9 protein-coding genes are annotated in these 11,493 nt (G+C 66.5%); 2 read left to right on the top strand and 7 right to left on the bottom strand.

From position 1 onward, the window contains the following. Positions 1–181: 181 nt before the first annotated feature. The 4 genes from ACSFA7_RS18870 to ACSFA7_RS18855 all read right to left on the bottom strand — a co-directional run bounded on the left by ACSFA7_RS18870 (position 182) and on the right by ACSFA7_RS18855 (position 4,592). Complete coding sequence (locus tag ACSFA7_RS18870; RefSeq protein ID WP_435500786.1) at positions 182–1,705, bottom strand: catalase; 1,524 nt, start codon at positions 1,703–1,705, stop codon at positions 182–184. Positions 1,706–1,836: 131 nt separating this feature from the next. Next, entirely contained in the window at positions 1,837–2,484 is a 648-nt protein-coding gene (gene slmA / locus ACSFA7_RS18865) for a nucleoid occlusion factor SlmA (RefSeq protein WP_435500785.1), read from the bottom strand. Between the two features lie 66 nt (positions 2,485–2,550). Next, positions 2,551–3,444, bottom strand: a complete 894-nt coding sequence (argB, locus tag ACSFA7_RS18860; RefSeq protein WP_042580286.1) for an acetylglutamate kinase — start codon at positions 3,442–3,444, stop codon at positions 2,551–2,553. 50 nt (positions 3,445–3,494) lie between these two features. Further along, the gene (locus ACSFA7_RS18855) at positions 3,495–4,592 is read right to left on the bottom strand and encodes a glycosyltransferase family 4 protein (RefSeq protein ID WP_176660020.1); all 1,098 of its coding nucleotides are present in this window, start codon (positions 4,590–4,592) and stop codon (positions 3,495–3,497) included. 45 nt (positions 4,593–4,637) lie between these two features. On the opposite strand from ACSFA7_RS18855, the gene ACSFA7_RS18850 reads away from it, so the two are divergent. Together ACSFA7_RS18850 and ACSFA7_RS18845 are read left to right on the top strand one after the other, a co-directional pair. Further along, positions 4,638–5,408 carry a glycosyltransferase family 2 protein gene (locus ACSFA7_RS18850; RefSeq protein ID WP_435500784.1) on the top strand — a complete coding sequence of 257 codons (771 nt, stop codon included), beginning with the start codon at positions 4,638–4,640 and terminating at the stop codon, positions 5,406–5,408. A 66-nt stretch (positions 5,409–5,474) separates the two neighbouring features. Then, complete coding sequence (locus tag ACSFA7_RS18845) at positions 5,475–7,517, top strand: acyltransferase family protein (protein WP_435500783.1); 2,043 nt, start codon at positions 5,475–5,477, stop codon at positions 7,515–7,517. Here ACSFA7_RS18845 and ACSFA7_RS18840 read toward each other — a convergent pair. From ACSFA7_RS18840 to ACSFA7_RS18830, 3 genes are read right to left on the bottom strand one after another with little or no spacing between them, the layout of a single operon-like run. Further along, positions 7,514–8,566, bottom strand: coding sequence for a glycosyltransferase family 2 protein (locus ACSFA7_RS18840; RefSeq protein WP_435500782.1), 1,053 nt, complete (start codon positions 8,564–8,566; stop codon positions 7,514–7,516). The genes ACSFA7_RS18845 and ACSFA7_RS18840 overlap by 4 nt on opposite strands. Before the next feature lie 28 nt (positions 8,567–8,594). After that, complete coding sequence (locus tag ACSFA7_RS18835) at positions 8,595–9,599, bottom strand: glycosyltransferase family 2 protein (RefSeq protein ID WP_435500781.1); 1,005 nt, start codon at positions 9,597–9,599, stop codon at positions 8,595–8,597. Continuing rightward, positions 9,596–11,416, bottom strand: coding sequence for a glycosyltransferase family 2 protein (locus ACSFA7_RS18830; RefSeq protein ID WP_435500780.1), 1,821 nt, complete (start codon positions 11,414–11,416; stop codon positions 9,596–9,598). Before ACSFA7_RS18830 ends, ACSFA7_RS18835 begins: the two co-directional genes overlap by 4 nt. Positions 11,417–11,493 lie beyond the last annotated feature (77 nt).

The raw sequence follows: 11,493 nt of genomic DNA, 5'->3' as shown, positions 1-11,493 counted from the left end.
AGGGGGGGAAGAAGCGGGCGCCGCGGAAAAAATGGGTGGCGCCTCTCCCACCCCCCTCCCTCCTTCCCCCTCCCCCGCGGGGGGGGGGGTGGGGTGGGGCCCACGCAGAGTGCTCGATGGGTACGCCGCTTGCCCCCACCCCAGCCCTCCCCCAGAGGGGGAGGGAGAAAGACATCTGCGATCAGCTCTTGCTGCTGTCGTGCGCCGGCTTGCCCACCTGCACGCTGGTGTCGTCGCCTTTGATCTTCGCCTGCACCGCCTTGATCGCCTTCTCGAGCCGCGCGCCGTAGTCCGCATCGGCCTGTCGGAAGTAGCTCACCGAGCGGTCGATGATGTCCTGCCGCGTGACCGCGCCAAGACCGCCCGCGATGCTTTGAATCAGCCGCTCTTTTGCGGCCTCGTCCATCAGGCGATAGAGGTCGCCGGCCTGCACGAAATCGGTGTCGGCCTCGTGCTTCTGCCACTGGTGGCTGCCGGTCCAGCCGTGGATCTCGAGCGGTGCGTAGACCGGCTCGTTGGTCTGCTTGGGCGCGTTGCTGAAGCTGTTCGGCTCGTAGTTCGGACCGCGCCCGCCGTTGCCGTCGCCACGCATCGCGCCGTCGCGGCCGTAGTTCTGCGCGGTGGTGGCGTGCGGACGGTTCACCGGCAGTTGCGTGTGATTGATGCCCAGGCGGTAGCGCTGCGTGTCGCCGTAGCTGAAGAGACGCCCCTGCAGCATCTTGTCGGGCGAGGGGCCGATGCCGGGCACGAAGTTGGCCGGATTGAAGGCGGCCTGCTCGATCTCGGCGAAGTAGTTGTCGGGGTTGCGGTCGAGCGTGAGGATGCCGATGTCGATCTTCGGGTAGTCCTTGTGCGACCAGACCTTGGTGAGGTCGAAGGGGTTGAAACGGTAGGTCTGCGCATCGGCCACCGGCATGATCTGCACCTGCACGCGCCAGCTCGGGAACTCGCCGCGCTCGATGGAGTGCAGCAGGTCGAGGTGGTGGTGGTTCGGGTTCTCGCCACCCACGCGCTGCGCCTCTTCGGCCACGAAGGTCTCGATGCCCTGGTTGGTCTTGAAGTGGTACTTGACCCAGAAGGCCTCGCCCTTGGCGTTCACCCACTGGTAGGTGTGCGAGCCGAAACCGTCCATGTGGCGATAGCTCTTCGGAATGCCGCGGTCGCCGAACAGCCAGGTGAACTGGTGCGTGGCTTCGGGCGAGTGCGAGAAGAAGTCCCAGGCGTTGTTGGGCTCCTGCACGTGGCTGTAGGGGTCGCGTTTTTGCGAGTGGATGAAGTCTGGAAATTTGAGCGGATCGCGGATGAAGAAGATCGGCGTGTTGTTGCCCACGAGGTCGTAGTTGCCGTCTTCCGTGTAGAACTTGAGCGCGAAGCCGCGCGGGTCGCGCACCGTATCGGCCGAGCCCAGTTCGAGCGCGACGGTCGAGAAACGGGCCAGCACTTCGGTCTTCTTGCCGACCTGGCCGAGGAATTTCGCCTTGGTCCATTTCGACACGTCGGCCGTGACTTCGAAGGTGCCGAAGGCGCCCGAACCTCGCGCATGCACCACGCGCTCGGGGATGCGCTCGCGGTCGAAGCGGGCTAGTTTCTCGATGAGGTTGTGGTCCTGCATCAGCACGGGACCGTTGACGCCAGCCGTCTGCGACTGCTGGTTGTTTTCGATGGGGGCACCGCTCTCGGTGGTGAGCTTGCGGGTGTCTGTCATGGGTGCTGTCCTCTGATGAAGTTGTCGGGGTCCATCGATTTTGTCAATGAACATGCCGACATGGCATCAGATTCAGCTATCGCATCGATAGACCCGCGGCCGCAGCGGGTGAGCTCGAAGGCCCGGCCCTCTCAGACGATCAGTGCGATCGTGGCTTCGAGGTGTTCGGAAGGCGCGCGGCGGAAGCCCGAGCGCGCAAAGCGCTGCAGTTGCCCGACCACGAAGGCGGTGAGCGCCGCGGCGCGCACCTGCGCATCGACGGTGGGCGTGGCCGATCCATCGGCGGTGGCCGCGCCGCGCAACACCTGGCGCAGCGTGGCTTCGATCTTGTCGAAGAACTGGTTCATGCGCTGCTGCAGGCGCTCGTTCTCGTAGACCAGCGCATCGCCGACCATGACGCGGGTCATGCCCGGGTTGCGTTCAGCGAACTGGACCAGCAGCGTGAGGATGCGAGCGGCCTGCTGGGCGCCGGTGGCACCCTCGCGCTCGAGGATCTGGTTCACCAGGCTGAACACGCTCTGCTCGATGAAATCGATCAAGCCCTCGAACATCTGGGCCTTGCTCGCAAAGTGGCGGTAGAGCGCGGCCTCGCTCACCTCGAGCCGCGCGGCCAGCGCCGCGGTGGTGACGCGCTCGGCGCCGGGCTGCTCGAGCATGGCGGCCAGCGCCTGCAGGATCTGCACGCGCCGCTCACCCGGCTTCGGACGCTTGCGCGTGGCGGTGGCTGGCGTTTCCGCTGGGGTCTCTACGCCGGGAGCAGCTGTCTCTTCGTTCTGCATGGGAGCGCGTGCAAAGATGTAATCAATTGATTCTCGCACAGCGCAACAGGCGCTCCCCGGCCCCGCTCAGCGGGCGCGGATCATCGTCCCGTAGGCCTGGTCGGTCAGGATCTCGAGCAGCATCGCGTGCGGCACGCGGCCGTCGATGATGTGCACTGCGTTCACGCCGCTCTTGGCCGCATCGAGCGCGCCTTCGATCTTGGGCAGCATGCCGCCCGAGATGGTGCCGTCGGCGAACAGCTCGTCGATTTCGCGGGCGCTCAGGTTGGTGAGCAGCTTGCCGTTCTTGTCGAGCACGCCGGGCGTGTTCGTCAGGAGCATGAGCTTCTCGGCCTTGAGCACGGTGGCCAGCTTGCCGGCAACGACGTCGGCGTTGATGTTGTAGCTCTCGTTCTCCTCGCCGAAGCCGATGGGGCTCACGACGGGAATGAAGGCGTCGTCCTGCAGCGCCTTCACCACGCTGGGGTCGATGGAGACGATGTCGCCGACCTGGCCCACGTCGTGCTGCACGTTGGGGTCGTTGCGGTCGGCCAGCTTGAGCTTCTGCGCGCGGATCAGGCCACCGTCGCGCCCGGTCAGGCCCACGGCCTTGCCCCCGGCCTGGTTGATCAGGCCCACGATGTCCTGCTGCACCTCGCCGGCCAGCACCCATTCGACGACTTCCATGGTCTCGGCGTCGGTCACGCGCATGCCCTGGATGAAGCTGCCCTTCTTGCCCAGCTTGTTCAGCGCAGCCTCGATCTGCGGGCCGCCCCCATGCACCACCACCGGGTTCATGCCGACCAGCTTGAGCAGCACCACGTCTTCGGCGAAGTCGGCCTGCAGGGCCGGGTCGGTCATGGCATTGCCGCCGTACTTGATGACGATGGTCTTGCCGTGGAACTTGCGGATGTACGGCAGCGCCTGGGCCAGGATCTCGGCCTTGTCGCGCGGGGGGATGTTGAGGACGGGGTCGGTCATGGGCGGTCAGGCTCCAAAGCGTTGAACGATGGGAATGAACAGAAATTCTCTCAAGGCCTGAGCCAGCGCGGCACCTTGAATCTGACGATCATCAGGTACGCGCCCACATAGGTCGTGACGAACAACAGGCAGAACAGCATCAGCACGATGGTGTTGTTCCAGAACAGCACCGCGGGCACCACCGACAGCGCGGCGAACATCCAGAGGTAAGGCGAGGTGCGGTTGTTGCGCGCCAGCAGCTGCCGCGCCTCGTCGTCCGCCAGCGCCACGCGCACGATGCGGCGGAAGATCAACTGGTGGAAATGCAGCGCATCGGCCGTGCCGGGCGACTGGCCGCGCGCGAGCTTGCGGTAGATGGAGAACAGCGTCTCCCACACCGGGTAGATCAGCAGCAGCATCGGGAACCACGGCGACACCACGCGGTGCCGCTGCACCAGCGTCACGCAGGCCACGGCGATCACCATGCCCCAGACGTAGGCGCCGCCGTCGCCGGCAAAGATCTTGCCGCGCGGATAGTTCCAGACCAGGAAGCCGACGGTGGCGCCCACCAGGCAGACCACCATGGCGGCCAGTTGCCGGTCGCCCACCTGCAGGGCCACGTGCGAGATCGCCAGGCACACCAGCACGGCGACGGTGCCGGCCAGGCCGTTGTAGCCGTCGATGATGTTGAAGGCATGCGGCAGTCCGCCGATGGCGAGCGCCGCGAACAGCACGGTGGCATACGGCAGCATGGCCAGCCAGCCGTCGACCATCGGGATGCCGGTGCGCGCAACGCCCAGGCCGAGCAGCCAGCACACCAAGAGGGCCGAGCCGATGGTGAGGCCGAGCCGATAGCGCACCTTCACCTTCTGCGTCATGTCTTCGACGATGCCGCCCAGCACCGCGGGCGCGATGCACAGCAGCGTCAGCATCGAGGTCTTGACCGGCCACGACACGTTGAAGGGATCGGTGCCGGTGATGCCGGCCGCCAGCCAGGCCACCCCCATGCCCAGCAGGATGCCTGCACCGCCCAGGCGCGGCACGTGGCCCTTGTGGAAGCGCTGCGGCATGTCGGCGCCGTAGAGCCGTGCGTGCCTGCGCGCCCGGCGCATGAAGAGCTGGACCGCGAAGGCGGCGACGAAGAAACTGATGACGATCAGGGCAATCATGTGTGGGAGTTGGGGAACCCTAGAATTCCCGAGCGAAATTAGACCATGCCCACGCCCTCATCCCCCGCCTCCCCCGCTCCTTTGCCGCCGATCACCATTTCCATCGTGAGCCACGGCCAGCTCACCCTGATACGGCCGCTGCTCGACCAGTTGGACCGGCACAGCCGCGCGTCGATTGCCAAGGTGGTGCTCACGGTGAACATTCCGGAGCCTGATGTGCTCGCAGGGCAAAGCTGGGGATTCGAGGTCGAGCGGATCGAGAACACGAGCCCCAAGGGTTTCGGCGCCAATCACAACCAGGCCTTCGGGCGTTGCACGACACCTTGGTTCCTGGTGCTCAACCCGGACATCCGTTTCGACAGCGACGTGCTCGCGCCGCTGATCCTGCAGGCCGCACCTGACGCCGGCCTGATGACCCCGCGCATCCTCGAGCCCGGCAAGCCCGCGCCCGAACCGCACCGGGCGCTGCTCACGCCCTTCGAGATCCTCGGGCGCAACAAGCCGGGCTATGTGCCGCCGGCAGCGCCCGCGTGGATCCCGGGCCTCTTCATGCTGTTCCGCAGCGAGGCCTACCGCCAGATCGGCGGCTTCGACGAACGCTTCTTCATGTACGGCGAGGACTTCGACATCTGCGCCCGCACCCAACTTGCGGGCTGGAAGCTGCAGGTCGGCGAAGACCTGCTCGCGCGGCACGACGCCCAGCGCGCCAGCCACCGCAGCAAGCGCTATCTTTACTGGCACGTCACCAGCCTGCTGAAAGTGTGGCGCTCAGGCGCCTTCTGGCGCTACCGGCGGATGCAGCCGCCCGGCGCCTGAGCGGGGCAAGAAGCGTTTGCGAGGACAATCGGGAACGAAAAAAGCAAGCGCGCCTTCACACCAACGATGACGACGACAACGACGAGCCCGACGCTCCACAACGAACACGCCCACCTGGTTCACCCCAAATACCGCCCGGACATCGACGGGCTGCGCGCCGTGGCGGTGCTCTCGGTCCTGGGTTACCACGCGTTCCCGCAGTGGATCAAGGGCGGCTTCATCGGCGTCGATATCTTCTTCGTCATCTCGGGCTTCCTGATCACCACGATCATCCTGGCCAGCTTCGAGGGCGAAGGCTTCAGCTACCGCGAGTTCTACGCCCGGCGCGTGAAGCGGATCTTCCCGGCGCTGGCGCTGGTGCTGGCGGCCACGCTGGCCTTCGGCTGGTATGCGCTCCTGCCCAACGAATGGGTGCAGCTGGGCAAGCACGTGGCCTCGGGCGCCGGGTTCGTCTCGAACTTCGCGTTCTGGAGCGAGGCCGGCTACTTCGACAACGCGGCGGAGACCAAGCCGCTGCTGCACCTGTGGTCGCTGGCCATCGAGGAGCAGTTCTACATTTTCTGGCCCGTTCTGCTGGGCCTGGCCTGGAAGCGCAAGTGGCGCGTGCTCTGGGTGGTCGGCATCGTCGCGGCGGCGTCGTTCCTGCTGAACGTGACGACCATTCACAGCCACCGCACGGCCGCCTTCTATTCGCCGCTCTCGCGCTTCTGGGAGCTGATGATCGGCGGCATGCTCGCGTACATGCGGCTGCACCGGCCGCCGCCCAAGCCGGGCTGGGGGCGCCATGCGCAGTCCATCGCCGGGCTGGCGCTGATCGTGCTGGGCCTGTGCATGATTCGCGGCGGCAAGGCCTTCCCGGGCTTCTGGGCGATCCTGCCGACGCTGGGCGCCTTCTTCTGCATCGCGGCGGGACCGACCGGCGTGCTGAACCGCTACGTGCTCGCATCCAAGCCGATGGTGTGGGTCGGGCTCATCAGCTATCCGCTGTACCTTTGGCACTGGCCGCTGCTGGCGTATGCGCGCATCCTGGAAGGCAAGCTGCCTTCCGACGGCATCCGGGCGCTGATGCTGGTCGCCTCCTTCGTGCTCGCGTGGCTGACCTACCGTTTTGTCGAACGCTACACGCGCAAGACCGAGAACCCCACGGTGACCTCGGGCCTCGTGGCGGCGATGGTGGGTTTCGTCGTGCTCGGCCTCTTGGCCACCTCGGGCTACTACGTCGGTCGCCACAGCGATCCGTACTTCAACAAGACGGCGGCCGCGGCCAAGGACTGGGGCTACCCGGACGGCCTGAGCCCGATCAAGGTCGATGGCGAGGTGCTGCAGCAGATCGGGCACGGCAAGCGCCGGGTGCTGTTCTTCGGCGACAGCCACATCGAGCAGTACGGCCCGCGCGCGGTGGAGCTGAGCAAGACCGCGCCCGACACGCTCGATTCGCTCTCCTTCGTGACCTGGGGCGCCTGCCCGCCGATTCCCAACGTGGTGGACGAGCAGAACAACCTCTGCGCGGAACGGCGCGACGGCGGCATGCGCCTGGCGGTGAGCGACAAGTTCGACGCGGTGGTCTTCGGGGGCTGCTGGAACTGCTACTTCTCGGAAACCGACAAGCCCACCGCCGACAACGCCGCGGCGGACCGCTACTACTACCTGGATGGCAAGAACAAGCGCCGCTTCATGGGCGGTGGCGGCGCGGACTTCGCGCTCAACACGCTCGAGACCGTGATGACGGCGCTCTCCAAGCACAAGCAGGTCTACCTGCTGCTGGACAACCCGGTCGGCGAAGGCTTTGGCCCCGAGGAATTCGTCAAGGGCGGGCGCCTGGGCAACATGACGGTCGGGCGCATGTCGCCAACCGCACCCTGGGTACCGGAGCAGAAAGCGCTGCACGAGCGCATGCGCCAGATCGCGCAGCGCAGCGGCGCCATCGTGATCGACCCGATCCCGACGCTGTGCGAGAAAGACTGGTGCACCCGCGCCGACGCCGACGCCACGCCGATCTACAAGGACGCCGGGCACCTGCGCGCCGAATACGTACGCAAGTTCGCCACCTACATCGATGCGGCAATGACCACGCCGAAGCAGCCCGCGGCGGCGGCCCCTGCCCGCTAGGCGTACAGGCGCCGCAGGCTGCGAATGCCGGGCAGGCGCGTGATGGCGCCGACCAGGCGCACCGCGCCCGGCGGGCAGTGGTTGAGCAGGAACAGCGTGATCCGCAGGCGCAGCTTCTTCTTGCGCCCCACATAGGGGTTGGCCAGCACCATCGCGCCGTACTCGTTGAGGATCGCGCTCATCTCCTCGCGGTACTGGTCGTCGTTCTTGATCGACTCGATCGCGTGGTTGACGAAGTAAGGCTGGAACCGGGGCACCAGGCAATCGCGGAAGTAGTAGCGCCCGCGCAGGTGCTCGTCGGGGAACATCTGGGTGAGCTTCTTGAAGTACTTGAAGCGGCTGCGGATCATCCGGATGCCGAAGGACGTGCTCGCCGTGTGGATGCACCAGACCGTGACGGCCTTGTCCACGAAGTAGTTGCTGAACCCCTTGCGGAAGATGCGCAGGAACAGGTCGTCGTCCTCGAAGCCCATGAACTGCGAATCGAACCCGTCGACGGCCTCGAAGGCCTTGCGGCTCACCAGCGCGGCCGACGGCAGCACGAACATGTCGTTGCGCAGCAGGTCGTTGATGTTGCGCTTGGGGTGCGTCGCGTGCTCCTTGATCACGCCGGTGCGGATCACGTTGCCGTCGGCGTCCGCCTCGTACAGGTCGGCGTAGACATAGCCGAACAGCCGGTCACCCAGAGGGATCGAGGCCGCCAGCGTCTCGATGTGATTGGGCAGGTAGAAATCGTCCTGGTCGAGAAAGCAGATGAAGTCCGATGCGGACGCCTTCACGCCGGCGTTGCGCGCCGACCCCTGGCCGCCGTTTTCCTTGTCGATGATGCGAAACGGGTAGCGCACAGCCAGCGCGTCGAGCGCGGCACGCTCCTCGGGGCGCGAGCCGTCGTTGACCACGATCACCTCGGCCGCGGGCACCGATTGCTCGAAGACGCTCTTCACGGAACGCTCGATGAAATCGGCGCCGTTGTAGAACGGGATGATCACCACGACGCTCGGCCAGGCGGTCGGTTGCGCTGCAATGGTGGAATCTAGGGAGGCGTTCATTGGGTTCATGGTTCTTTGGGGTCGGAGCCTACACAGATTCGAAAAGATCGCGGACCACGCCGCGCACGCCACGGCCGAACTTGTCGTAGCGGCCGGTCATGGCTTCGCGGGCGATCGGCACGATGCGCGCCAGCCGCGACGCGGGCAAGGCGGCGCGAAAGCGCTGGTGCTCGATCTTGCTGCGCACCTTGGCGATGATTTCGGGCGGGACCCGATCGCCCATCTGCAGCAGCCGCGCAAGCAGCAGCTCGGCCTTGATCGCCCGCTCGACGTGCGTGTTGCCGCGGGAAGCCAGCGCCTTGCGCACCTTCTCCGCAAAGGTGTCACGCCGCGCGCCGATCTGGTTGGATTCATGCTGGCGGTATTCGATGAGGGACTGCTCCAGCAGGTCGACCCGCGCCGTGGTCGATGCGACGATGCTCAGCCATTCGTCGTGCACCCACTCGACCGGCAGCGGCAAGGCGTCGGCCAGCAGCGAGCGGCGAAAGACGGTGGTTGCGCCGGTCACCAGGTTGCGGCGCAGCAGCGCGTCGAAGGCCTTGCCGCCGTGCACTTGCGCGAGCTCCAAAGGCGTGACCTCGAGCGCATGGAACAGCGTCTGGTTCAGATCGCGGCGTTCGGAGTCGACCAGCCGCGCATCGGTGTGCAGCAGCAGCAGGTTGGCGTCCTGTTCGAAGTGGGCCACCATCAGCGCGAGCCGGTCGGGCATCCACACGTCGTCCTGGTCGCTGAGCGCGATCAGCTCGCTGGTGCAGGCGCTGATGGCCTGCTCGAAGTTCTTGACAACGCGCAACGCGACCGGATTCTCGAAGACCCGCAGGGCAATCGGCGGGCCCGGGCGCTCGGCCGCGCATTCGGCGACGGCGGCGCGCACCACCTCGACAGAGCCGTCGCGCGAGGCGTCGTCGGACAGCACGATCTCGACCGGTGGCCGGGTCTGCAGGCAGATGCTGCGCACCTGCTCGCGGAGGAACCGGGCGCCGTTGTAGGTGCAGAGGGCGACGGAGACTTCGAGGGGGCGGGGAGCGTTCATGGGTGGGTTGCCGGGGCGGCGCCGTCGCGGGAGTTGCGCGGCGGCCATGCCAGGTCGAAATCTTCGGTGTCGAGCGTGAGGTTGGGGTTGTAGGCGGGGTCGTGGGCGATCAGCCCGGCCCAGCGGCTTTGCATGAAGGCGGATTCGCGCGCGAGCCGGTCGCGCGATTCGGCCGCCACCTCGAGGCCGCGGCTCGCCGATTCGTGGTGCAGCAGCTCGGCGTAGGGCGTCCAGACGTTGCGGTAGCCGGCCTCACGCAGGCGCAAGCAGAAGTCGACGTCGTTGTAGGCCACGCCAAGTTGCTCTTCATCGAGCCCACCGACCTGTTCGTAGAGCGACTTGCGCACGACGAGGCAAGCCGCAGTGACCGCCGAAAAATTCTGGACCAGCTGCGCGCGACCGCCATGGCCCGCGACGGTCGATGGCAGGTGCTTGTGCGCGTGCCCGGCCATGCCCCCGATGCCCAGGACGACGCCGCCATGCTGGATGGTCATGTCGGGGTAGAGCAACTTCGCACCGACCGCGCCCACGCCGGGCTGCAGCGCGAGGGACACCATTTCGTGGAGCCAGTCGGGGGAGATGACTTCGATGTCGTTGTTGAGCAGGCCGACGAATTCTCCGCGTGCCTGCACCACGGCGGCGTTGTTCAGCGCCGAGTAGTTGAAGGGGCGGTCGTCGCGGATCACGGTGATGCCCGGCTGCGCATCGAGCGCGGCGAAGTACGCGAGCGCCTCGGGGTCGTCCGAGCCGTTGTCGACCAGCAGGATTTCGTAGTTCGGGTAGGCAGTCTCCAGGACGATGCTCTCGATGCACTGGCGGACCAGGTTCACGCCGTTGCGGGTCGGGATGACGAGCGACACGAAGGGCGGCGTTTCGGGCAACGCATAGTGCGCGCGAAGGCCGTAGGCCGTCGCCTCGGCGTGGGCCGTGGTGCCGGTGCGCTGAAAGTGCCTGTCGAGTGCCTGCACATCGGCCGTACCGGCCGCTGCGAGCGGCGCGCTGGAATGACTGAGGATGCGCGGGATGTGCCGGATCTGATCAGGCTGGACCTGTTCCACGCAACGCAACGCCAGATCGAAGCCCTGCCCGCCATTGGCGGCGGCATTCAGCCCGCCGGCCTCGTCGAACAGGCTGGCCTGGACAACGCCCATCGGCGAGAAAAGATTGCGGGACAGGAACAAGTCCGGATTCCAGTCGGGCTTGAAGCAGGGGTCGCTGCGCTGCCCCGCGGCGTCGATCACGTCCGTGTCGGCATACAGCATGCGGACCCCGGGATGCGCGGCGATCTCCTTCGCGATCGTGAAGAGCGCATGGGCGGCCAGCGTGCAACCCGGCTCGAGCCAGACGATCCAGTCCGCATCCACGGGATCGGTCAGCGGGTCGGCCTGAAGCGTCCACTCCTTGTAGGTCTGGGCCGCCAGGGACCGGGCCGTTTCCTGCGACGACGCTGCGTCTGGAGTCAACACCAGGAAGCGGGCACGCGCGGCCATCTCCGCACGGCAGCCCTCTTCCGGAGCGTCGCTGCCAGGGTTGTCGTAGCGCGCCACCCAGTCGGCATAGCTCCCCCGTTGGACGGGAGCGGCGGCCGACGGCACGCCGCGCACAACGCGCTGAAGATGGCCGCTCAGCCACCGCAAAGGGGCCGTCAGGCGCCAGCTGCTGGACTGCGTCATGCTGCGGACCTGTGCATCCAGGGCCTTGACCTGCACCTCCAGCAAACCGATCTGCCGCTGCAGCTGTGCATTGCTCGAAGCGATGTCGAGCCCGCGCCGCCGGGGAAAAGGCTGCGCAGGCGGCAGCGTAGGCTTACTGGGCATTGCTCGAGATCACGAAAATAGACGCTTCCAATCGTTACGGGGCCACCTCGTGGGGACCGGTAAAATTATCCCCTCAT

This window comes from Variovorax trehalosi, assembly GCF_051216415.1.
Classification (GTDB): domain Bacteria; phylum Pseudomonadota; class Gammaproteobacteria; order Burkholderiales; family Burkholderiaceae_C; genus Variovorax.
The sequence above is the reverse complement of the archived record's forward strand: the minus strand, read 5'-3'. Positions and strand labels throughout refer to the sequence as shown.

What these genes read in the sequence shown, in the direction of transcription:
- ACSFA7_RS18870 (WP_435500786.1), bottom strand. Translation starts at nt 1,705, where the DNA reads ATGACAGACACCCGCAAGCTCACCACCGAGAGCGGTGCCCCCATCGAA.
- slmA (WP_435500785.1), bottom strand. Translation starts at nt 2,484, where the DNA reads ATGCAGAACGAAGAGACAGCTGCTCCCGGCGTAGAGACCCCAGCGGAA.
- argB (WP_042580286.1), bottom strand. Translation starts at nt 3,444, where the DNA reads ATGACCGACCCCGTCCTCAACATCCCCCCGCGCGACAAGGCCGAGATC.
- ACSFA7_RS18855 (WP_176660020.1), bottom strand. Translation starts at nt 4,592, where the DNA reads ATGATTGCCCTGATCGTCATCAGTTTCTTCGTCGCCGCCTTCGCGGTC.
- ACSFA7_RS18850 (WP_435500784.1), top strand. Translation starts at nt 4,638, where the DNA reads ATGCCCACGCCCTCATCCCCCGCCTCCCCCGCTCCTTTGCCGCCGATC.
- ACSFA7_RS18845 (WP_435500783.1), top strand. Translation starts at nt 5,475, where the DNA reads ATGACGACGACAACGACGAGCCCGACGCTCCACAACGAACACGCCCAC.
- ACSFA7_RS18840 (WP_435500782.1), bottom strand. Translation starts at nt 8,566, where the DNA reads ATGAACGCCTCCCTAGATTCCACCATTGCAGCGCAACCGACCGCCTGG.
- ACSFA7_RS18835 (WP_435500781.1), bottom strand. Translation starts at nt 9,599, where the DNA reads ATGAACGCTCCCCGCCCCCTCGAAGTCTCCGTCGCCCTCTGCACCTAC.
- ACSFA7_RS18830 (WP_435500780.1), bottom strand. Translation starts at nt 11,416, where the DNA reads ATGCCCAGTAAGCCTACGCTGCCGCCTGCGCAGCCTTTTCCCCGGCGG.